At 49.5% G+C, this 20,712-nt stretch carries 23 protein-coding genes and 2 tRNA genes; 19 read left to right on the plus strand and 6 right to left on the minus strand.

All coding sequences use genetic code 11. The features are described 5' to 3' along the window. Positions 1-11 precede the first annotated feature (11 nt). The 5 genes from LG219_RS02680 to LG219_RS02700 all read left to right on the plus strand — a co-directional run bounded on the left by LG219_RS02680 (position 12) and on the right by LG219_RS02700 (position 4,451). On the plus strand, positions 12-761 hold the full coding sequence (locus LG219_RS02680) for a basic amino acid ABC transporter substrate-binding protein (RefSeq protein WP_226762999.1): 750 nt from the start codon (positions 12-14) through the stop codon (positions 759-761). 245 nt (positions 762-1,006) lie between these two features. Further along, a complete protein-coding gene (locus LG219_RS02685; protein WP_226763000.1) occupies positions 1,007-1,597 on the plus strand; it encodes a paraquat-inducible protein A in 591 nt (196 codons plus the stop codon). Beyond that, positions 1,590-2,225 (plus strand): paraquat-inducible protein A, encoded by a 636-nt coding sequence (locus LG219_RS02690; RefSeq protein ID WP_226763001.1) that lies wholly within the window; start codon positions 1,590-1,592, stop codon positions 2,223-2,225. The genes LG219_RS02685 and LG219_RS02690 overlap by 8 nt, the downstream gene beginning before the upstream one ends. Continuing rightward, a complete protein-coding gene (locus tag LG219_RS02695) occupies positions 2,218-3,867 on the plus strand; it encodes a PqiB family protein (RefSeq protein ID WP_226763002.1) in 1,650 nt (549 codons plus the stop codon). The genes LG219_RS02690 and LG219_RS02695 overlap by 8 nt, the downstream gene beginning before the upstream one ends. Next, a complete protein-coding gene (locus LG219_RS02700) occupies positions 3,864-4,451 on the plus strand; it encodes a PqiC family protein (RefSeq protein WP_226763003.1) in 588 nt (195 codons plus the stop codon). Before LG219_RS02695 ends, LG219_RS02700 begins: the two co-directional genes overlap by 4 nt. On the opposite strand, the gene LG219_RS02705 is transcribed toward LG219_RS02700, so the two are convergent. Next, positions 4,452-4,844: an RNA-binding S4 domain-containing protein gene (locus tag LG219_RS02705; RefSeq protein ID WP_226763004.1), complete on the minus strand. Its 393-nt coding sequence runs from the start codon at positions 4,842-4,844 to the stop codon at positions 4,452-4,454. 37 nt (positions 4,845-4,881) lie between these two features. Between LG219_RS02705 and LG219_RS02710 the strand changes: the two genes are divergently transcribed. From LG219_RS02710 to LG219_RS02730, 5 genes are all read left to right on the plus strand, one after another. Then, positions 4,882-5,529 carry a Smr/MutS family protein gene (locus LG219_RS02710; RefSeq protein ID WP_226763005.1) on the plus strand — a complete coding sequence of 216 codons (648 nt, stop codon included), beginning with the start codon at positions 4,882-4,884 and terminating at the stop codon, positions 5,527-5,529. Continuing rightward, positions 5,526-5,876: a VanZ family protein gene (locus LG219_RS02715; protein WP_226763006.1), complete on the plus strand. Its 351-nt coding sequence runs from the start codon at positions 5,526-5,528 to the stop codon at positions 5,874-5,876. Before LG219_RS02710 ends, LG219_RS02715 begins: the two co-directional genes overlap by 4 nt. A gap of 116 nt (positions 5,877-5,992) precedes the next feature. Beyond that, positions 5,993-6,844, plus strand: coding sequence for a mechanosensitive ion channel family protein (locus LG219_RS02720; protein ID WP_226763007.1), 852 nt, complete (start codon positions 5,993-5,995; stop codon positions 6,842-6,844). A 230-nt stretch (positions 6,845-7,074) separates the two neighbouring features. After that, positions 7,075-8,877, plus strand: coding sequence for a DEAD/DEAH box helicase (locus LG219_RS02725; protein ID WP_226763008.1), 1,803 nt, complete (start codon positions 7,075-7,077; stop codon positions 8,875-8,877). Positions 8,878-8,972: 95 nt separating this feature from the next. Then, positions 8,973-9,473: a GNAT family N-acetyltransferase gene (locus tag LG219_RS02730; protein WP_226763009.1), complete on the plus strand. Its 501-nt coding sequence runs from the start codon at positions 8,973-8,975 to the stop codon at positions 9,471-9,473. Here the strand turns inward: LG219_RS02730 and LG219_RS02735 are convergent. From LG219_RS02735 to LG219_RS02745, 3 genes are read right to left on the minus strand one after another with little or no spacing between them, the layout of a single operon-like run. Continuing rightward, complete coding sequence (locus tag LG219_RS02735; protein WP_226763010.1) at positions 9,456-9,869, minus strand: protein YgfX; 414 nt, start codon at positions 9,867-9,869, stop codon at positions 9,456-9,458. The genes LG219_RS02730 and LG219_RS02735 overlap by 18 nt on opposite strands. After that, on the minus strand, positions 9,869-10,567 hold the full coding sequence (locus LG219_RS02740) for an SIMPL domain-containing protein (protein WP_226763011.1): 699 nt from the start codon (positions 10,565-10,567) through the stop codon (positions 9,869-9,871). Before LG219_RS02740 ends, LG219_RS02735 begins: the two co-directional genes overlap by 1 nt. A gap of 26 nt (positions 10,568-10,593) precedes the next feature. Further along, a complete protein-coding gene (locus LG219_RS02745; RefSeq protein ID WP_226763012.1) occupies positions 10,594-10,953 on the minus strand; it encodes a hypothetical protein in 360 nt (119 codons plus the stop codon). 122 nt (positions 10,954-11,075) lie between these two features. Between LG219_RS02745 and LG219_RS02750 the strand changes: the two genes are divergently transcribed. Next, positions 11,076-11,429, plus strand: a complete 354-nt coding sequence (locus LG219_RS02750; protein ID WP_226763013.1) for a hypothetical protein — start codon at positions 11,076-11,078, stop codon at positions 11,427-11,429. Between the two features lie 115 nt (positions 11,430-11,544). Here LG219_RS02750 and rnr read toward each other — a convergent pair whose 3' ends face one another. Further along, a complete protein-coding gene (gene rnr, locus LG219_RS02755) occupies positions 11,545-13,995 on the minus strand; it encodes a ribonuclease R (protein ID WP_226763014.1) in 2,451 nt (816 codons plus the stop codon). An 85-nt stretch (positions 13,996-14,080) separates the two neighbouring features. On the opposite strand from rnr, the gene LG219_RS02760 reads away from it, so the two are divergent. Both LG219_RS02760 and LG219_RS02765 read left to right on the plus strand, forming a co-directional pair. Further along, positions 14,081-14,167, plus strand: a tRNA-Leu gene (locus LG219_RS02760). A gap of 34 nt (positions 14,168-14,201) precedes the next feature. Then, positions 14,202-14,288: transfer RNA gene (locus LG219_RS02765), tRNA-Leu, on the plus strand. Positions 14,289-14,348: 60 nt separating this feature from the next. Here the strand turns inward: LG219_RS02765 and LG219_RS02770 are convergent. Continuing rightward, on the minus strand, positions 14,349-14,969 hold the full coding sequence (locus LG219_RS02770; protein ID WP_226763015.1) for a TetR/AcrR family transcriptional regulator: 621 nt from the start codon (positions 14,967-14,969) through the stop codon (positions 14,349-14,351). 109 nt (positions 14,970-15,078) lie between these two features. On the opposite strand from LG219_RS02770, the gene LG219_RS02775 reads away from it, so the two are divergent. From LG219_RS02775 to LG219_RS02800, 6 genes are read left to right on the plus strand one after another with little or no spacing between them, the layout of a single operon-like run. Continuing rightward, a complete protein-coding gene (locus tag LG219_RS02775; protein WP_226763016.1) occupies positions 15,079-16,359 on the plus strand; it encodes an NAD(P)/FAD-dependent oxidoreductase in 1,281 nt (426 codons plus the stop codon). Next, positions 16,356-17,171 carry a DUF1365 domain-containing protein gene (locus LG219_RS02780; protein WP_226763017.1) on the plus strand — a complete coding sequence of 272 codons (816 nt, stop codon included), beginning with the start codon at positions 16,356-16,358 and terminating at the stop codon, positions 17,169-17,171. The genes LG219_RS02775 and LG219_RS02780 overlap by 4 nt, the downstream gene beginning before the upstream one ends. After that, entirely contained in the window at positions 17,168-18,379 is a 1,212-nt protein-coding gene (locus LG219_RS02785; protein ID WP_226763018.1) for an SAM-dependent methyltransferase, read from the plus strand. Before LG219_RS02780 ends, LG219_RS02785 begins: the two co-directional genes overlap by 4 nt. Before the next feature lie 34 nt (positions 18,380-18,413). Beyond that, on the plus strand, positions 18,414-18,914 hold the full coding sequence (locus LG219_RS02790; RefSeq protein ID WP_226763019.1) for a chalcone isomerase family protein: 501 nt from the start codon (positions 18,414-18,416) through the stop codon (positions 18,912-18,914). Next, the gene (locus tag LG219_RS02795) at positions 18,911-20,191 is read left to right on the plus strand and encodes an MFS transporter (RefSeq protein WP_226763020.1); all 1,281 of its coding nucleotides are present in this window, start codon (positions 18,911-18,913) and stop codon (positions 20,189-20,191) included. Before LG219_RS02790 ends, LG219_RS02795 begins: the two co-directional genes overlap by 4 nt. Next, positions 20,188-20,712: a DUF3833 domain-containing protein gene (locus LG219_RS02800; RefSeq protein ID WP_226763021.1), complete on the plus strand. Its 525-nt coding sequence runs from the start codon at positions 20,188-20,190 to the stop codon at positions 20,710-20,712. The genes LG219_RS02795 and LG219_RS02800 overlap by 4 nt, the downstream gene beginning before the upstream one ends.

Below are 20,712 nucleotides of genomic sequence, written 5' to 3' on the forward strand. Positions count from 1 at the left end.
AGGGAGACACCATGCTTAAACTAAAAACAATCATTAGCTGTATCGGACTATCTGCCGCCATCATCGCGATGCCAGCTGTGGCTGAAAAAACCTATACCGTTGCCACCGACGCCACTTTTGCGCCATTTGAATCGCTAAGCAAAAACCGCGAAATCGTTGGTTTTGACGCTGACATCATTAAAGCCATCGCCGCCAAGCAAGGCTTCAAAGTTAAAATGAACAACACACCATGGGAAGGCCTATTTGTTAGCCTTAACAATGGCGAGCGCGACATTGTAATTGCGGCGGTGACCATCACCCCTGAACGCCAAAAAAGCATGGATTTTTCAGCACCTTATTTTGACGCCAAGCAATTGATTGTGGTGAAAGAAAACAGCCCAATCAAACAATTTAGCGACCTGAAAGGCAAAAAAGTCGGCGTACAAAATGGCACTACCGGTGATACCGTGGTGCAAAAACAATTTGGCAAAACCAACCCTGATATTCGCCGCTATGAAAACATCACTTTAGCGCTGTCTGAATTAAGTAATAGTGGCGTGAACGCGGTCGTTGCCGATAACGCCGTTGTGAGAAACTACCTAGTCAACAATCCAAAGCAAAAGTTTCGTTTAATCGACGACACCAGCTTTGAAGTTGAGCACTACGGCATCGCCGTACGTAAAGGCAACACCCAATTACTTAACGAAATTAATGCCGGCCTAGCAGGCATTAAAGCCGATGGCAGTTATCAAAAAATACAAAATAAATATTTCGGCAAATAATTACGCTGCATTTAAATAAAAAAACGGTGCATCAATTGCACCGTTTTTTTATTGATTTCTATCTATTTTTTGCACGCCATGCTGTATTAAAAATCAAAAAAACCGGGTAAAAATGGGATTTTAATTGCCAGAAAGTACCTTGCAACACGGCAATCGCTCTATTAGTATCTAAAGTCATCTCGGCGGAAACAAAGACTCCCTTGAATTACGATACTCAAGCACTTATTGCTTGCACAGAATGCGACTTGCTCATTCAAGCACCGCAACTTCAACAAGCAGACAACACCAACAGCACGGCACTTTGCCCGCGCTGCCAGGCCGTCTTATTTAAACAAATCAATCACAGCGTTTCACGCACCTTAGCTTTAGCCATTGCCGCTTTTGTCATGTTGTTGCTCGCCAATGCCTTTCCGATCTTAACGCTACAAATTGGTAGCGAAAGTATTTCGTGTTCCATTTTTGGTGCGGCCAATACGCTCTATCAGCAAGGCATGTGGTATTTATCTGTCATTATCATCGTCACCACCATCCTCACCCCAGCATTGCAGTTACTGATCTTGATGTACTTATTGCTGCCGATTGCACGGGGCAAACGTCCTCAGTTTATTATTTTGCCGATGAAAGTATTCAATACCCTACACCCATGGAGCATGATCGAAGTCTTTATGCTCGGCATTTTGATTTCGCTCAGTAAACTCATGGGCATGGCTCGCATTGAGCCCGATATTGCGCTCTGGTCGATTGCGATACTCATGCTGCTATTAACAGCCACATTATCTACCTTCAATCCAAAGAAAATTTGGCAGCTATTAAGTCCGCCCCCCAATAATGACTAAATCAATTACCGCCAGCGCGCTGCGCCTATTGAACTGCCAACAATGCGGCCTACTCTCAAAACAGATTAGCCCTGTTCAATTTTGCCCACGCTGCCAAACACGGCTTCATGATCGCAAACCCAATAGCCTACAGCGAACTTGGGCATTTATTATTGCCGCGTATATTTTATATATTCCGGCTAATTTACTGCCGGTAATGAATACCAGTTCTATTCTTAGTAATGAAAAAGACACGATTTTAAGTGGCGTCTTTTATTTATGGACTTCGGGCTCTTGGCCGCTGGCCATTTTGGTGTTTGCTGCCAGCATTACCATCCCCGTTCTTAAATTGCTGATCTTAACCTTGCTAGCGTGGACGGCTGGCCGCAAAAAACAATGGCGAAATCTAGAAAGAGCACGGCTATTTCGGATTGTTGAGTTGATTGGTCGCTGGTCGATGCTGGATATTTTTGTCACCGCACTCATGGTCGGACTGGTACGTTTTGGCTCAATTGCCTCTGTCACCGCGGGCCCTGGCGCGATCGCTTTTGCTTTAGTGGTGATTTGCACCATGTTGGCAGCACTTTCATTTGATCCTAGATTGATCTGGGATTTACCATCGAACGAACAAGACAAAGACAATGACTGATTCAGATCCTACGCTAGCAACCAGCGACACCAATAATAGCCCGTTCGCACAGGCCAAAATCAAGCCCAAACGGATACGCCCCACCTTAATTTGGCTCATCCCTTTCATTGCCGCTCTGGCGGCCGGTTGGATTGGTGTCCAAGCGCTTTTGCACAAAGGGCCGACCATCACCATTGAATTTAATAGTGCAGATGGTCTGGAATCGGGAAAAACCAAGGTCAAATATAAAGATGTAGTGATTGGTACGGTTAGCAGCGTGGCATTAAGCCAAGATCATCAGCGTGTGAAAGTAACGGCCGAAATGACCCATGGCAGCGATAGTTTATTAGGTGAGCAATCACGATTTTGGGTTGTTCGCCCCTTAATCTCAGGTGGTACGGTCTCTGGCTTAGGCACCTTGCTTTCTGGCTCATATATTGCACTGGACCCCACCCGCAAACCCGATAGCAAACGATTTTTTACCGGTTTAGAAACTCAACCGGTCATTACCTCCAATCAGCCGGGCAGAGAATTCACCCTTAAAGCTCAAAATATGGGCTCAATTAGTAATGGCACGCCGATTTTCTTTCGTCGTTTACAAGTCGGTGAAGTCACATCATTTAAGCTTGACCCAAGCGGCGAGTTTATTTCCGTTTCGATTTTTGTCCACGCGCCTTACGATCAATTTGTAACTGAGAATAGCCGTTTCTGGCATGCCAGCGGTTTTGACGTCGCACTCAATAGCAACGGACTGAGCATTGAAACACAATCATTAGCATCCGTTGTTATCGGTGGCTTAGCATTCCAATCGCCACCAGGCGAAGACCCTGGTGAAGTTGCCAAAGCACGCAGCAGCTTTTTATTGGCCGATAATAAAGCTGCGGCAATGAAAAGCAGTGATAGCTACAAGCTTCCCTTTGTGATTCACTTTAAAGACTCGGTCCGCGGTCTTTCAGTCGGCGCTGCAGTTGATTTTCGCGGCATCCAAGTGGGCGAAGTACAATCGATTAAATTAGTTTTGGCTAAAAACAAATCCGATATTGAGCTGCCCATTACCATTGCCATTTACCCAGAACGTTTCCGTAATTTGCAAACCGATGACAATCAAGTGCTCAGCTTGGCCGATCAGAAAAAAATCATTAATCGCTTAGTCGAAAACGGCATGCGTGCTCAAATGCGAACTAGCAACCTAATCACTGGGCAGCTTTATATCGCACTGGATTACGCGCCAAATGCCAAAAAAGCGAAAATTAATTGGGCCAGCAATCCGCCGCAAATGCCAAGCGTAAACAGCAGCTTGAATGAAATTCAGGAGCGAATTGCATCCATCGTGAAAAAGATGGATCAAATCCCACTGCAATCGATGGGCCAAAATGCAGATCAAACACTTAAAATGCTGCAACAAACGCTCGCATCAAGCAATACATTAATTCAAAAAATTGATCAAGAGCTAGTACCCGAAGCCAAAGGCACGTTAAGCAGTGCACAAGGGGCATTTAAACAAGTACAAACCACCTTGCAACCAGAATCACCAGTACAGCAAAATTTAGATCAAACACTGCAAGAGCTCAGCAAGGCAGCACAATCATTGCGTGCGCTATCGGACTATCTAACTCGTCATCCAGAGGCACTCATTCAAGGTCGTAAGGCAGATCAACCATGACAATAAAACCATCGCGCTACATCTTTTTTATCGCCGCATTCTTGCTTTCACTGACGGGCTGCAGCAGTCCGAAAGAATATTTTTACACGCTGAGCGCAGCAGCAAAGCCCAATGTGCAATGGCAAACCGCCAGAAACATTTACATCAACCCAATCCATATCCCTGCCAGCGTCGATCGGCCGCCCATTGTTATCCAAAAAACGCCACAACAAGTGACATTGCTTGAGCAACGCCTCTGGGCGTCGCCTCTTAAAGATCAAATCCTCAGTGTGCTGGCGCTCAATCTAACGCGCCTCAGCCAAAACCCCAGCATCAATACTTGGCCGCAACTGCCGGCTAAAAACACCGAGCTCACGATATCGATGCAAGTGCTTCGCTTTGAATCCGTACCCAATCAAGGCATTACACTTGAAGTGCAATGGACTTTTTTGGATCGAGATTTTAAAAGCATTAGCACCCAGCACGAGATCATCCATGAACTGGCAAGTGATGACAGCATCGATGCGCTGATTGTTGCGCACAACCAAGCGCTAGTCACACTGGCGTCCAAAGTTGCACACACCCTCCCCAGCACCGCGCATTAACTATGGTTCTTGGCGATCCATCGCTTGCTGCAATTGACGCCGCCATTTTTTACTTGGGCGGCCCTTGATGTCAGGATGGTTAAAATGCGGTTGTAATTGCTGTGCGTACCGATCTCGTTCACGCCGAACGCTACTTTCTGGTGTTTCTTGATATAAAGTTCGCGCTGTTTCCGCCGATCCGCGCTGCTGACTCAATTGCACGATATGCACTTCAAACACCCCGTGCGCAGCCTGCACTTTGATCAAATCACCGATTTTAAGTGGTAAAGCGCATTTAGCGCGCTGACCTTGGTGATGTACATGTCCGGCTTCAATCGCACGCGCGGCGCATGAGCGGGTTTTAAAAAATCGCGCGGCCCACAACCACTTATCTAAGCGAATTTTTTCTAGCATGATTAAACACAGTTAAAATACAAAATGACATTCTACGATGATTCGAAGTGCCGATATGGATAAAGCAACAACGCAACAGCTAAAGCACTTACGTAAAAAACTACGTGAGGCAAAAAAAACGCCCCATTTACAAATCGCAGCAAAGACAAAGCCCGTACCAGAAACAGATCACGCGCTATTTTTAGCGGCGATGAAAGGCGTACAAGCTTTACCCAGCCCAGCAACAGTGCAACATACACGCCCAATGCCGAGTCCTTGGCCCAAAGGCTTACACGTTGCCAGCCCGATTTTAAATGACACAATGAGCGATTTTTGGCCGTGGGATGAGCTCGAAGCGGGCGAAGAACTCATGCATATGAAACCGGGTCAAAAACTCGACACCCTGCGTAAACTCAAACGCGGCGATTGGCGCGTCGAAGCCGAGCTTGATTTGCATGGCGAAAACATCGATTCAGCACGCAGCCAAGTGGCACAATTTTTGTCTCATTGCCAGCAACGACGACTCCGCTGTGCGCGCATCATCCACGGCAAAGGCATCAGCTCAGTCGATGGGATTCCGGTACTTAAGCTCAAACTCAAAAATTGGCTGGTCCAAATGCCCGAAGTATTGGCTTTTGCCCAAGCCAATCCATTTCAAGGCAGCGCTGGCGCGGTCTTAATCCTTATAAAATCAGGCCAACAATGAAACTCTCTAGCGATAAAGCGTATTTACGCATTGCCTTTTATCTGTGGATGGCGTGCATCTGGATCGGCTCTTTAATTCCGCTCGGACCACCAAGCAGTGGCAATCATGGCGATAAAATAGAGCACTTTATTGGCTACGCCATTCTGGCTGGTTTAGCCCAACTGATTTGGCAGCAACCACGACGAGCTTGGCTGCTTGCCAGTTTAATGGGCGTTGCCGTTGAATTTGCTCAAGCTTGCACAACGTGGCGCAGCTTTGATGTGTACGACATGCTGGCCAATACGATTGGCGCGGCAATCGGCTCCTTATTGGCGTACCTTTATTTACGCCATACCTACACCAACTAAGCGCAATCCATCTAAACCGGCAAGCAAATGGTAACAATGCATTGCTCGCAACTTCAAGAATATCGTATGGTATAGCCATCAAGATTATTTGCACAAAGGGGGCCATAGATATACCCATGAATCAATTCATTGAGCACTCACTGCCATTTTTACTTGATCGCTCAACATTGCGCGATGCGCTATTCACGCTGTTTTTACTGATCGGCATCGTTTCAATGCGCGCCGCAATTCGCTCCACCATTTTGCATCGCAACGATCTGTCGGTAGAAATTAAGCGTCGTTGGCTGGTTAGCTTGCGCAATATTGCACTGGGCTTTTTTGTTCTCGGCATTATTTTAATCTGGGGCAATGAAATTCAAGCCTTTGCCGTTTCCTTAATTGCCGTTGCTGCCGCCTTTGTGCTGGCCACTAAAGAAGTGATTCTATGCATGCTCGGCTCTATTTATCGCACCAGTAGCCATGTCTACGAAGTGGGTGATCGCATTGAAATTGCCGGCATTAAAGGGCAAGTACTCGATATCAATTTAATCTCCACCACGCTGGTCGAATCAAGCCGTGCCGATCACCACAAAGGCACAGTTGGGCGCGGCATTAAAATTCCTAATTCGATGCTGTTTGGCAACCCCGTTTACAATGAAACCATGATGGGTAATTTTGCAATACAAACCATTCATATCAATGTAACGCGAGATGCCGACTGGGAACTGGCTGAAACCGTGTTGTTAAAGTGTGGCCGTGAGATTATTTCGGAGTACATGGACCAATTGGCACAACACGCCAAAGAGATTTCAAGCGACTATGTGATGGACACCCCACTGCAAGAGCCACGTGTTCGCCTGATTCTCGATGAAATCGAATTCATCGGACTACAGCTACAACTGCCAGCGCCACTGGGCTTGCGCGCACAAATTGAACAACGTGTTTTGCGAGATTTCCTGAGAAAAGTACCCATTTATCCCACTGCCTAACAGTTATTGTGTGAGTATTCAAACAATCAAAACAAATATGTTGCATAATTGGCAATAAGTCGGCATAATTCGCCTCCTTCATCCGTGCCTCTAGTTTTAGCGCACGATACTCGTTAGCCCCGTCATCGCCTCTAACCTTATTCCCGCGTGCTATTGATAAAGCGGTTGTTCCTGGTTGGCGTCGATGCTGCGCTGGATTTTCCAGCCCGATACCTTACAAGGACAACTCAATGCCGCACACCACTGCGCCTGAAACAACCACGCCTAATGCTTTTGTAGAACTAGGCCTTGCCTCGCAACTGACTGACATTTTAGCCGCACAAGGCTTTAATACGCCGACTCCGATTCAAGCGGCATCGATTCCAGAATTACTCGCTGGTAACGACGTGATGGCTTCAGCGCAAACCGGTACTGGTAAAACAGCCGCCTTCTTGCTGCCTGCGCTGCACCGCCTGACTAAAGAAGCAAAACACACTGCCCGTGGCCCACGTATCCTCGTTTTGACACCGACTCGCGAACTCGCTGAGCAAGTATCAAAAGTAGCAACTGATTTGTGCCGCAACATTCCACGCTGCAAAGTCGTGACGGTTGTCGGTGGCGTACCTTACCCAGTACAAAATAAATTATTGTCGCAACCTTACGAAGTATTGGTTGCAACGCCAGGTCGCTTGACTGATTTGATGCGCAGTGGCCGCATTGACTTCAAACGCCTTGAAATGCTTGTACTTGACGAAGCAGATCGTATGCTCGACATGGGCTTCATTGACGAAGTTGAAGCCATTGTTGATGCACTACCAAAAGAGCGTCAAACCGCTCTATTCTCTGCCACCTTGACTGAGTCAGTTCAACGTTTCGCCGTGCCAATGCTCAAAGCACCGAAATTGGTTGAAATGGCCGCTCAAGCCACCATGCAAGCGCAAATCGAACAATCGGTACATTACGCCGATGGTTACGAGCACAAACAAAAATTAACCGCAGCTTTGCTCAAGAAAAACGACGGCCAACAAGCCATCGTCTTCACAGCAACCAAAATCAGCGCTGATGAATTATCAGAATGGTTGAAAATGGAAGGCTTCCGCGCAGCAGCAATGCACGGTGACTTGGCACAGCGCGATCGTCGTCGCACTTTAGATCGTTTGCGCAAAGGCGATATCGATGTATTGGTTGCCACTGACGTTGCCGCACGCGGTATTGACGTTGCCGGCATTACCTTGGTACTGAACTTTGACTTGCCACGCTTCTGCGAAGATTACATTCACCGTATCGGTCGTACTGGCCGTGCGGGTCGCACTGGTGAAGCGGTATCATTGGTAACCAAAAATGACTTTACTTTATTGACGCGTATTCGCCGCCAATACAATCTAGACTTTAACGTTCAGGTCATCGAAGGCTTGGAAGCACGCTTCCAACCTGGTCGTGCAGGCACTGGCGGCGGTCATGACCGTGGTCGTCCGAGTGGTGGTGGCCGTGGTCGCCCTGCTGGCGGCAGTGGTGGTCGCAGCAGTGGTGGTTACGCTGGCAACCGTGATGGCGGCGGCTACCAAGGCAATCGTGATCGTGACGCAGGTCGTAGCGAAGGTTACAACGGCGGCCGTAGTGAAGGCACTCACCCACGCGGCGAAGCGGGTTACCAAGGCCATCATCGCCCAAGCGACTCAGCGCCCCGTGATGGCGGTTACCAAGGCCAACCACGCGAACAACGTTCATTCGGCACTGGCCAAACTCGTGACCGTGATGGCGCACCACGCACCGGCGGCTACCAAGGTAATCGTGATGGCGCAGCAGCACCTCGTTCAGGCGGCTATCAAGGCAACCGTGAAGGCGCTGCACCACGCACCGGTGGCTATCAAGGCAATCGTGATGGCGCAGCAGCACCGCGCTCAGGCGGCGGTTACCAAGGCAACCGCGAAGGCGGCAGCAACACCGGTGGCGGCTATGCCGGCCGTGGTGGTGACGGCCAACGTCGCACTAGCACAGGTGGCGGCTACCAAGGTAAGCCGAGCGGTAATCGTGGCGGTGGTCGCTTCGAATAAAGTTTTAGCTTAAAATAAAAAGGCAGCCTAGGCTGCCTTTTTATTTAGGTATATCACCAAAGACGTTTAGCACCAATGCATACAAGACAATACCCATGACTAGCCGAAAAATTCGACTTATGCATTCAGATGACTTTACAGCCATCCTCACACTGCAAGCAGACTGCTACCCACAAGCGTTCATCGAAACTGCCAAAACACTACAACAAAAGCAACAACTCTCCCCTTACTCATCCTGGGTCATTACCCTCAACGAGCAAGTCAGTGGCTATTTATTCTGCCATCCTTGGCTAGGCGACAAACCACCGGCGCTCAACACACAACTGAGCCATTTACCCGAAATGGCTGATCGATTTTATATTCATGATCTCGCCATTTCACCTAACGCCCGAGGCAACAAGCTGGCCGAGCAACTCATACAACACGCCATAGAATGGGCAATCAGCGCCAATTTCTCGCAAGTGATGCTCGTTGCAGTTTTGGGCGCAGATCGTTTTTGGCAAAAACATCACTTCCAGCCACTCTCCACACGACTACCAGCCGCTTATGGCGAAGATGCCGTTTGCATGCTGCGTCAACTACAAGCGCCGCTCTGACCACACCCAGCGCAACCAGACCCGCCATTGCCGCAACGACTCAGCTGGCGCGCTGTCTGGCCACAAAACCAAATTAATTTTATGCTTGAACTCATCTTCAAAATGCAAAACAATCAACAGCGGCGTCACCACACTACTTGGCAATAAGTGCGCAGACAGTTCGCCACCCTGCGCATCAAACAACTGAAAACCGCCCTCCGAGCACACGCGAATAAGCACAATCGTTTCGATATGCACCCAGTAAAAAGGGAAGATCCCCAATAAAAACAACGCAAAGACCATAGACCAGCCAGCCTGCAGCACCAAACAAGCCGCAATTGCCAACAAAAAAATCAACAATAAAAAACCCCGCCGCCAAAAAGACGCGGGGTTAATTTGCAAATCAATCGGCAACATCAATCACCCAACTGAATACTGCCATTCACATTCACTTGCACACGACTTTCACCACTTTCGATTGGCGCTGGTGCAGCCGCCATTGCCGCATCCATGACTGGCGCACTGCGCATCATCATTGGACGAGGCTCTGGACGATAACCGGTATTAATATTCATATTCACCAGCTTCCAATCCTTGGCAGACATACTGCGCTGAATCAGCGTGGCCCGACGTTTAAATGCGGTAATACCTTCTTCGATCAACAGTGCTTCGGCCTTACTTTTGGCCGCATCAGAGACGCTATAACGCACCCCAGCCAGTTGCAATCCAGATGAGCCCTGCAAATCACCAATCAATTGCGACAACGCCGAAAAATCTTGAGACGTTAACTGCAACTCACCCCGACTGCGCCAACCTTCTTGCTTATTATTTTTATTACCATAAACCGGGTAAGTCGCATACGTGGTTCCCGCCGATTGTACTGCAGGATATTGCTTTAATGCCTTCAGTGCATCCGACAAAGCCAAGTTCACTTTTTCGGCCAAGCGCGCAGGATTGGTGTCGCTCAGCTCAACAAACAAAGTGGCCGTTGCCAAATCATTACCCACTTCACGACTGGCCACCGCCTCAAAATTAACCAGATTACGCTGCGGCACCTCTGCAGCCCAAACTGAGCCCGCCAACAAAGCACACATCAAACCCAATTTATGCATCATGAAACCTCATATAAAAGTCACTGCAATTAATGATAGCTATGATCTGCCGGTGTATTATGAATTTCTTCAGCAACCGCATCCATCACGCCAAGATGAATTTCTACATCAAACCATTCCCAAAACAATTTTAAATTTCGTTTTTCTGGCCACAAAGCCTCATCAATGACCCACGACGCCAATTCCATCGCAAAAATTTTATCGGCGATTTCATCAATATACGCAATAGCATCTTCTGGCTCGGCAGCTTCTGGCACCATCAGTACAGTACAATCCGTTCTAATTTCATCGAGCGTTAACACCACATCATTATCTGGCAATTGATTTAACCAATTCAAAAATGCCAGCTTAGGGCGAATAATCGCAGCAGAACGGTCCACAATAAACATACATTACTCCAAAATAAGTCAGTTTTAATCCCAATTTCAATAATAACAAGCCAAATCAGACCTATTGGCTTTAGACTAGCTCAGTTCTTATGTCATTATTTATTTTGGTAATCATTTAATTCATGCCGCAAAATGCAATCAATCCATCCAATTCTAAACGCAAATTCGTTCGTTGGCGTGCTGCAATTATACCTAAGCATCACACACAAGCCTTCGAAGGAAAAATCACCGAAGCCAATGCCGATATATTAACTTTAATTTCAGCAACCGAATTCAAAGCCGGCTGTGAAGCACGTTTAATGCTTGAAGTTCACGAATACCTTGGAATGGAAAGCACCAAAAACACACTTGATTTAACAGGGAAATTTATTAATAGCGCCCTAATTGGTCATATCAGTGTTTTTCGCCACCAATTTCAATTACTGGCATTAAATCACCAGCAGCAGCAGCTACTCAACAAACTCACCAGCAGCTAAAACACGATATCTGCTGCGTCAATACTGGATAGTGGCAAGGCACTGCCGGCAAAATCAAGTCAATACAAAATAGCCAATAGCCAATAGCCAGCCCCTAAAGGACTGGCTATTTGAATTAGCGGCGACGCCGACGTGCAGCGGGCTTACCCGTTGCAACTGGCGCAGCCGCCGATTTGGCTTGGTTTTCTGGCTTAGCCACAGCAGGCGACCTAAGTGCCGAACGTGTACCACTTCGCGCCGGCGTTTTATCGCCACCACGCGCTCGATTCGATCTTGGCGCACCGGGTTTAGATTGACGCTCTCGCTCCGCAGCATCCAGCACCAGCACAAAATCAATTTTACTGGTCTCTAAATCAACCCGCGCCACACGCACCTTAACGCGATCGGTTAAGCGATACACCTTACCGCTGTGCTCACCCTTTAACTCGCGGCGTTTTTCATCATAATGAAAGTAATCAGTACCGAGCTCAGAAACATGCACCAAGCCCTCGACATACACCTTATCGAGCAAAACAAACATCCCAAAACCGGTTACCGCCGATACTGAGCCTTCAAACTCTTCACCGACTTTATCTTGCATAAAGTAGCATTTGAGCCAGTTTTGTACGTCACGACTTGCCTCATCAGCACGGCGCTCAGTCATTGAGCACTGCACCCCCAAAGCTTCCCACTTCATTGCTGGCTTATATTTCTTGCCAGCCAATATCGCCTTGATCGCCCGATGCACCAATAAATCCGGATAACGGCGAATTGGCGAAGTAAAATGCGCGTAAGCCTCATAACTCAATCCAAAATGGCCCGCATTATCTGGGCTATACACCGCCTGCGACAAACTACGCAGTAGCATCGTTTGCAAGAGCGGCGCATCCAAACGATCTTTGAATGAATTGAGTAATTTGGCATAGTCGCTGGCGGTTGGGTCTTCTTCGCCGCCCAAACTCAAGCCCACAGTTTTCAAATATTCACGCAGATTTTTCAGCTTCTCGGGCGTTGGGCCTTCGTGCACGCGGTATAAAGCGGGATGTTCTTTTTTCAGTAAAATATCGGCCGCGCAGACATTGGCCGCCAACATGCATTCTTCGATCAATTTATGTGCGTCATTTCGCACCACGGGGACGATTTCGCTGATTTTGCCTTTGTCATCAAAACGCATTTCAGTTTCAGTGGTTTCAAAGTCAATCGCCCCGCGCTCGGCACGGGCTTTGGCAAACGCTTGAAACAGCGCGTATAGCGTCTGCAAATGCGGTATTTGCTGGGTATATTGCTGCGCGACTTCACCAGCGGGGTTTTGCAAGATATCCCATACCTTGGTATAGGTAAATCGTGCCTTAGAGAGCATCACCGCCGGATAAAATTGATAGCCCTTAATCGCACCTTTTGCGCTCACTTTCATGTCACACACCATACACAGGCGTTCAACATCTGGATTGAGCGAACAAAGGCCGTTTGAGATTTGCTCGGGCAACATCGGAATCACACGGCGCGGAAAATAAATCGAATTGCCGCGCTCAATCGCGGTTAAATCCAAAGCATCATCCGGACGCACGTAATGACTCACATCGGCAATCGCCACCACCAAACGCCAGCCCTTGCCGCTCTTCTCGGCATACACCGCGTCGTCAAAGTCTTTGGCCGTTTCACCGTCGATAGTCACCAACGGCATATCGCGTAAATCAATCCGCTCAACCCCGTTTTCTGGCTTCCAATCCAGTTTGCGGACTTTTTTTGGCATTTTGCGCGCTAATGCTTCCGCCTCAGCCGAAAACACATGCGGTAAATTATGTTTACGCAGGGCAATTTCAATTTCCATACCCGGATCATCATAATTACCAAGCACTTCGGTCACGCGTGCCACTGGCTGGGTATAACGCGATGGCTGAGTCAGCATCTCAATCATCACCACCTGCCCCACTTGCGCAGCACCACAGCCTGATGGTTCGATTTGAATATCACGGCTAATTCGCTTGTCTTCAGCTGTTACAAAAAACACGCCACGCTCGCAATGCAAGCGGCCGACCAGACGTAAATTAACATGCTCAAGCACTTCAGCAATCGCCCCTTCGGGACGACCACGACGATCAACGCCAATTTTGCGCGCCAGTACGCGATCGCCATGCAGTACTTTGTCCATTTCTTTAGGGCCAAGAAATAAATCATCGCTGCCATCATCCGGAATCAAAAAGCCAAAACCATCCGGGTGGCCTTGTACTTTACCGGGAATTAAATCTACTTTTTCTGGCAAGCATAAAGCGCCGGCCCGATTAATCAGTAATTGGCCTTCACGGCCCATTGCCTGTAGACGTCGCTCAAATGCGACCTCTTCAACCAATAAAATATCTAATTGCTTCGCCAAATCAAACGCCGACATCGGCGCGCCATGCTGCTCTAACACTTGCAAAATAAATTCGCGCGACGGCAATGGGTTTTCATAGCGCTCGCGTTCACGCGCCAAATAAGGATCTTGTGCTCGCAAACCTTTTAGTTTTTTGGCTCGCACAGGTTTCTTCGCTGGGGATTTCTCATTTTGATCATTTTGAAATTTATCCATCGGAACCGTTTTTTTCATAGTTTTTTATTGACACCATTTCTAGGTTTGAATATTATTGCGCCCTTCTGTAAGTGGCGCCGCGTTATTGTAGCGCAGTTGAAGAGCCCAGGTGGCGGAATTGGTAGACGCACTAGGTTCAGGTCCTAGCGCCCGCAAGGGTGTGGAAGTTCGAGTCTTCTCTTGGGCACCAACTTTTCAACTTCTTTACACACTGTATCAGAAATGCCCAGGTGGCGGAATTGGTAGACGCACTAGGTTCAGGTCCTAGCGCCCGCAAGGGTGTGGAAGTTCGAGTCTTCTCTTGGGCACCATCAGTAAAAACAGCAAGATGCAAAACCCCATAAAACTTAGGTTTATGGGGTTTTTTGTATTTACGCCGCCACTGTAGGGCGCAGCCCACCTAAAGCCACTTGCAATATATGCATGACGATGGCTTCGTTATCCATTTTGCTAAATTTTTGCAGATACTCGACCGCTGGATCACAAGTGCGCGAATAAAAACTAAATAAAATCACATCGCTAGGCAACTCAGGATTGAGATCGCCACTTTTTTGTGCCGCCAGCACCAGCTTTTCGATTTGACCGTTCAGCTTGAGCACGCGCGTAATATATTTCAAATTACGCATCAGCATTTCTCGCACATGCGCGCTCGTTGACGGCAAAAACGGCATCCCCCCCTCCAAACGAACCCGCAGTGCCCACTCCAGCAAGGCCGTTAATTGCTCAATCGGCTTTAGCGCGCTATCTAATTGCGCCAAAAAATCGACTGCACCGTCGATCAAACGGATCAAAGCTTCCCCGACTAAATCTTCTTTTGATTTGAAATGCTTATATAAACTCGGCTTAGAAATACCGACTGCATTGGCCACATCGTCCATCGTCATCAAATCGTAGCCCTTGGTGCCAAGAATGGTCGTTGTCGCATCTAAAATCGCGTTTTCACGCAATTTAAAGGCTTGGTCTTTGAAGCTTAATTTGCTAAAGATACTCATCGGTAAATTTCCGCTACTAATTAGTAGATATTATTTTAAGTTAGTAGTAATCTTAACATCTAAGTAGAAAAACATACACCATTCATGATGACGAACGGCAGGGTAAATAATGAATTCAGCGCGGCAACGCATTGCAGTGATTGGCTCCGGCATCTCTGGCTTGGCCAGCGCCTACTTTTTAAGTCGCGCCCACGATGTGGTGCTGTTTGAAGCTGGGCAATACCTTGGCGGGCACACCAATACGGTCGACATCACAGTCGAAGGCCTAACGCATCCAGTGGATACGGGATTTTTGGTGTTCAACCAAGCGACGTATCCGAATCTAATCGCCTTGTTTGCTGAGCTGGGGGTCAATACCTACGGCACGGATATGTCATTTGGTGTTTCACTGGATGGCGGTGAGCTGGAATGGGCGGGCACCAACCTTGATACCGTATTTGCACAGCGCCGCCGACTGCTCTCGCCATCATTTATTGGCATGCTACGCGATATTTTTCGCTTTAACGCCGCTGCCCATGAAAACTTAGCCGCCTGTTTACAAAGTCAAGCCACCTTAGGTCAGCTACTTGCCAGTGGCAATTACGGCGAAACCTTTCGCGATGCGTATTTACTGCCGATGGCAGCAGCGATTTGGTCAAGCTCACCCAACGATATTTTAGAATTTCCTGCCTCGACCTTTTTGCGCTTTTGCCTTAATCACGCGCTACTACAAGTAAACGATCGGCCGCAATGGCAAACCGTGCAAGGTGGTGCGCGAGAATATGTGCGCAAAATCGCCGCCACTTTGACCGACATCCGCCTGCAAACGCCGGTATTGCACGTCGAGCGCCTCGCCGACGGCGTGATGGTACACACCAGCATGGGCGCAGAACAATTTGACGCGGTGGTGTTTGCCACCCACGCCCCCGACACCCTCGCCATATTGAGTGACGCCAGCGAAGCTGAAACCACGCTACTGTCAGCGGTGCGTTACCAAGCCAATACAGCCGTCTTGCACACCGACCCGCAGCAATTACCCAAACTTAAAAAAGTCTGGTCAGCGTGGAATTACCTTGGCGGCGCCAATATTGACGGGCAACGCCCAGTCTGCGTCAGCTATTTACTCAATCAATTGCAAAACCTGCCTTTTACCACTCCGGTGGTCGTCACCCTTAATCCCTTTACGCCACCAGCGCCAGACACGGTATTGGCGCAGTTTGAATATCAACACCCAGGATTTGATCACGCGGCGATTGCCGCGCAAGCGCAGCTGCAGACCATCCAAGGCCAAAACCGCACTTGGTTTGCTGGCGCGTGGACCGGCTATGGCTTTCATGAAGACGGCTTGAAATCAGCATTGCGCGTAGCCCGCGATTTTGACCTCGCCCCAACTTGGACGAGTTTGCCATGAACGCACCCGCGCAGATCATTCGCGGGCAAGTGATGCACCAGCGTTTCCGCCCAGCCCAAAACCGCTTTGTGTATCCGGTGTTTTGCCTGCGCCTGAATTTAGCGCGCTTGGGCGATATTAACGTAAGTGGTTTTGGCCTAAATCGCTGGCGGCCCGTGGCGATTTACACCCAAGATTACGGCCCCAAAGATGGCAGCGATTTAGAACACTGGATGCGGGATGTGCTGGCGAAAAACGGCATCACGGCGGACGGCGAAATCTGGCTACACACGTTTCCACGCGTTTTGGGTTTTGTATTTAATCCAGTGAGTTTTTGGTATTGCTACGACCGCGAAGGCGGTTTGCGCGCGGTGCTTGCTGAAGTCAACAACACCTTTGGTGAAACGCACCAGTATTTAATTGCAGCCCATGATGAGCAATGCATAGCAGCCGATACCCGCCTTGAATGTATCAAGATGATGCACGTATCACCGTTTTGCGAAGTGCAAGGCCACTATCAATTTGGCTTTCGTGACACGGCAAAAACCGCTTGGGTCGGCATTGATTATTTTGATGGCGACGGTCTACTGATTAAAACCGCCGTCGGCGGCCAACGCGCCGACCTCAATCGCCAAACACTGTGGCGCGCCCTATTGGCGCAGCCCTTATTAACACTGGGCGTATTCGCTCGAATTCACTGGCAAGCACTGCATTTATGGCGCAAACGGGTGCCGTTTTTTAGCAAACCCGCCCCGCCGACTATTGAATTGAGCACTTCAATCCACCCCATCGCCAACAAAGTCGCCGCGCAAGCATCGGAGCTGACATCATGAATCAAACTCAAGTTATTCAAACTATTTCGCGCAGCGCCCCGACCGCGGCCAAACTGTTTTTAAATCTACTTGGCCGATTGCAGCATGGCCATTTGCAGCTCATTACGCCCGAAGGCACGCATCTGATGTTCGGCAACTTGCATCAGCCGCCATCGGCCACCTTGCAAGTGAACGACTGGCGCGCGTGCAGCCGCATCTTGCGGGCGGGTGACATTGGCTTTGCCGAGAGCTACGAAGCCGGTTGGATTGATAGCCCAGACCTGACTGCGGTGCTCAATTTGGCGCTACGCAACGAAGCGGCGCTGGATCAAATGGTGTTTGGCGGCAAACTCGCCACTTTGTGGTACCGCATCAAGCATTGGCTACGCCCCAATACTCGCGAAGGCAGCCGCCGCAATATCCATGCGCACTACGATATTGGCAATGATTTTTACCAACGCTGGCTTGATCCAAGCTGGACTTATTCGAGTGCGATTTTTCACGGCGATTACGCGCAATCGCTGCACAGCGCACAAACCGCCAAATACCAACGCATTATCGACGTGCTCGGGTTGCGCGCTGGTAGCCGCGTACTGGAAATCGGTTGTGGCTGGGGCGGTTTTGCCGAACATGCGGCGCGACTGGGTATTCATGTCCACGGCGTGACGATTTCACCGGCGCAACTGGCCATCGCCCAAGCGCGAATTGCCCAGCAAGATTTGGCTGAACTGGCACAACTGGAAATCTGCGACTACCGCGACTTGCAAGGCGAATACGACGCGATTGTGTCAATCGAAATGTTTGAAGCCGTTGGCGAACGATTCTGGCCCGAATATTTCAAAACCGTCGCCGCACGCCTCAAATCGGGCGGCAAAGCCTTAATCCAAACCATCACCATTGCCGAATCGGCGTTTGAGCGCTATCGCAGCAGTACCGATTTTATCCAGCAATATATTTTCCCCGGCGGCATGTTACCTAGCCCAGAGCGCTTTAACCAAAAAGCCAGTCAAGCTGGCCTTGCCACCCTTGATCAATATCACTTTGGCCGCGATTACGCCGAAACCTTGCGCCGTTGGCGCGCCGCTTGGGAGCAAGAGAAACCCGCCATCCATGCGCAAGGCTTTGATGAACGATTTATGCGGATTTGGCGATTGTATTTTGCCTATTGTGAAGCGGGTTTTGATGGGGGGAAAACCGATGTCGTACAATTCTTATTACACAAAGACTAAGCCGCATTTATTTGTGGGTATATCATTGTGTGCCATGACTATGTTGCTTTGCATGGCAATACCCGCACAAGCTGCCACATGGCGCGATCATCTACCGCAAGCGCAAACCATCGGCAGCGGCGATTTGCGCTGGTTCGGACTGCGGATTTACACCGCCAAACTGTGGAGCGAAAAAAAGCCGTTTGACCTCAATGCGCCGTTTGCTTTGGAGCTGACGTATCACCGCAATATCAGCCGCGCGCAATTTGTTGAAACCAGCTTGGATGAAATTGAACGCCTATCTGGCTCGCGCTACAGCGCCGAAACGCTCAAACGCTGGCAAGGCGAAATGGGCCGCGCGTTTACCGACGTCAAAGCGGGTGATCAATTGATTGGCGTCTTCATCCCCAATCAAGGCGCGCGTTTTTATAATCAGAATCAATTGCTGGCCGAGATTCGCGACCCCGAGTTTGCCAAAGCGTTTTTTGCCATTTGGTTTGATGCGCGCAGCAAAGACAAAGATTTACGTGCACAGCTTTTAGGCAATTCGCCATGAACGCCATCCGCCCAGTCGCTTATGCCAGTTACGGTCTACTTGGTCTGCCCCTCGCGATGGCCGCCTTGCCGGTCTATGTACAAATCCCGGCGTATTACAGTGGGCAATTGGGTTTGGCCTTGGGGTTAACCGGCTGGGTGTTATTTTTGGCGCGTTTAGTCGACACCTTTCAAGACCCACTGCTTGGGCGTTGGATTGACCGACTCAATGGCAATATCAGTACGTGGTTTTGGGGTAGCGCAGCGGTTTTAGCTTTGGCATTTCTCGGCTTATGGCTACCGCCAGTGCCCACTACCAATACGATGTATCTGTCGCTATGGCTTGCTGCAATGCTGATTGCAGCCTATACCGCGCACAGCATGCTCAATATCGCCTATTTAACGTGGGGCGCACGCATTGATGCCGGTTCCGCAAGTAACGAGCAAGGGCCACTCGGCGCGGCGGCATGGCGCGAAGGCGCAGGCTTGTTGGGCGTGATTTTAGCCAGCGTGATTCCAAGCTGGCTGATGAGCCGCCCCGTCGCAACGATGAGCCGCGACTTAACCGGCTACAGCCTGGCTTTTGCTGCCATCTTACTGCTGGCGGTGTTGGTATTACTGAAATTTGCTCCAGCATGGCAACGCGCCAAAGCAAGTGCAACAGCGCCAAGTTGGCACGCCACGTGGGCTTTAATGCAGGCACATCAAGGCTTTCGCCAACTCTTACTGCCCTATTTTTTGAATGCCATTTCCGTCGCCATCCCATCGACGTTGGCGCTGTTTTTCATTAACGACCGCTTGCAAGCGCCGGCGTATGCGGGTGCATTTTTAGCCAGCTACTTTATTGCCGCTGCGATTGGCTTGCCGTTATGGGTGATGGCGGCCAAGAAAATCGGCGTGCTGTGCGCTTGGCGCTGGGGCATGGTGTTGGCGATTTTGGCATTTTGCGGTGCGGCCACTTTGGGCGCGGGCGATATCGTTGCGTATTTCATGGTTTGCATTGCGGCAGGACTGGCGCTGGGTGCGGATTTGGCCTTGCCACCGGTGCTGTTGGCCCAACTAATCCGCCAAGACAGCTCCCCCGCCAGTTATTTTGGCGTTTGGACTTTACTCGGCAAATTAGCGCTGGCCTTATCGGGCTTAGCCCTTCCCGCCTTGGCGGCACTGGATTATCAACCCGGCTCGCCCGCAGGATCAGCACTGGCTTGGGTTTATGCTGGTGTGCCGTGTGCATTTAAATTGGCGGCTTTTTGGCTGCTCACTCGAATCAAAACTGACCCCGCAGGAGTTTCATCATGAAAAAATCCATCATCGCCGCATTGTGTGGTTTGTTGACTGCCTGCGCGTCGCCCGATGTCGCGCAATACCAAAAGGCCGAACCCAAACTCGATTTAGTGCATTACTTTGTCGGCAAAACCGATGCTTGGGGGATGTTTCAAAAACGCAGCGGCGAGGTGGTCAAGCGTTTTCATGTGGAAATCACCGGCACGCACCACAACGGCAAACTGGTGCTCGACGAGCAATTTAAATACGACGATGGCACGACGCAGCAGCGAATTTGGACGCTAAGCCAAGCCGCCGATGGTTCTTGGCGCGGCACGGCGGATGATGTGAAAGGCGAAGCGATCGGCAAGGTTGCTGGCAACGCGCTCAATTGGCGCTACACGATGTTTTTACCGGTGGATGGCACAAGCTACGAAGTGCAATTTGACGACTGGATGTTCCTCATTGACGACAAAGCCATGCTCAATCGCGCCAGCATGCAAAAATTTGGCTTTGAACTTGGCCAAGTAACGCTGTTTTTTAAGAAAAGAGACTAA

Origin of the sequence: Deefgea salmonis, assembly GCF_020531905.1 — a bacterium.
GTDB lineage: Bacteria > Pseudomonadota > Gammaproteobacteria > Burkholderiales > Chitinibacteraceae > Deefgea > Deefgea salmonis.

Bases quoted from the DNA above. Each gene is read 5' to 3' on its own strand.
- LG219_RS02680 (WP_226762999.1), top strand. From the start codon at position 12: ATGCTTAAACTAAAAACAATCATTAGCTGTATCGGACTATCTGCCGCC.
- LG219_RS02690 (WP_226763001.1), top strand. From the start codon at position 1,590: ATGACTAAATCAATTACCGCCAGCGCGCTGCGCCTATTGAACTGCCAA.
- LG219_RS02695 (WP_226763002.1), top strand. From the start codon at position 2,218: ATGACTGATTCAGATCCTACGCTAGCAACCAGCGACACCAATAATAGC.
- LG219_RS02700 (WP_226763003.1), top strand. From the start codon at position 3,864: ATGACAATAAAACCATCGCGCTACATCTTTTTTATCGCCGCATTCTTG.
- LG219_RS02705 (WP_226763004.1), bottom strand. From the start codon at position 4,844: ATGCTAGAAAAAATTCGCTTAGATAAGTGGTTGTGGGCCGCGCGATTT.
- LG219_RS02710 (WP_226763005.1), top strand. From the start codon at position 4,882: ATGATTCGAAGTGCCGATATGGATAAAGCAACAACGCAACAGCTAAAG.
- LG219_RS02715 (WP_226763006.1), top strand. From the start codon at position 5,526: ATGAAACTCTCTAGCGATAAAGCGTATTTACGCATTGCCTTTTATCTG.
- LG219_RS02720 (WP_226763007.1), top strand. From the start codon at position 5,993: ATGAATCAATTCATTGAGCACTCACTGCCATTTTTACTTGATCGCTCA.
- LG219_RS02725 (WP_226763008.1), top strand. From the start codon at position 7,075: ATGCCGCACACCACTGCGCCTGAAACAACCACGCCTAATGCTTTTGTA.
- LG219_RS02730 (WP_226763009.1), top strand. From the start codon at position 8,973: ATGACTAGCCGAAAAATTCGACTTATGCATTCAGATGACTTTACAGCC.
- LG219_RS02735 (WP_226763010.1), bottom strand. From the start codon at position 9,869: ATGTTGCCGATTGATTTGCAAATTAACCCCGCGTCTTTTTGGCGGCGG.
- LG219_RS02740 (WP_226763011.1), bottom strand. From the start codon at position 10,567: ATGATGCATAAATTGGGTTTGATGTGTGCTTTGTTGGCGGGCTCAGTT.
- LG219_RS02745 (WP_226763012.1), bottom strand. From the start codon at position 10,953: ATGTTTATTGTGGACCGTTCTGCTGCGATTATTCGCCCTAAGCTGGCA.
- LG219_RS02750 (WP_226763013.1), top strand. From the start codon at position 11,076: ATGCCGCAAAATGCAATCAATCCATCCAATTCTAAACGCAAATTCGTT.
- rnr (WP_226763014.1), bottom strand. From the start codon at position 13,995: ATGAAAAAAACGGTTCCGATGGATAAATTTCAAAATGATCAAAATGAG.
- LG219_RS02770 (WP_226763015.1), bottom strand. From the start codon at position 14,969: ATGAGTATCTTTAGCAAATTAAGCTTCAAAGACCAAGCCTTTAAATTG.
- LG219_RS02775 (WP_226763016.1), top strand. From the start codon at position 15,079: ATGAATTCAGCGCGGCAACGCATTGCAGTGATTGGCTCCGGCATCTCT.
- LG219_RS02780 (WP_226763017.1), top strand. From the start codon at position 16,356: ATGAACGCACCCGCGCAGATCATTCGCGGGCAAGTGATGCACCAGCGT.
- LG219_RS02785 (WP_226763018.1), top strand. From the start codon at position 17,168: ATGAATCAAACTCAAGTTATTCAAACTATTTCGCGCAGCGCCCCGACC.
- LG219_RS02790 (WP_226763019.1), top strand. From the start codon at position 18,414: ATGACTATGTTGCTTTGCATGGCAATACCCGCACAAGCTGCCACATGG.
- LG219_RS02795 (WP_226763020.1), top strand. From the start codon at position 18,911: ATGAACGCCATCCGCCCAGTCGCTTATGCCAGTTACGGTCTACTTGGT.
- LG219_RS02800 (WP_226763021.1), top strand. From the start codon at position 20,188: ATGAAAAAATCCATCATCGCCGCATTGTGTGGTTTGTTGACTGCCTGC.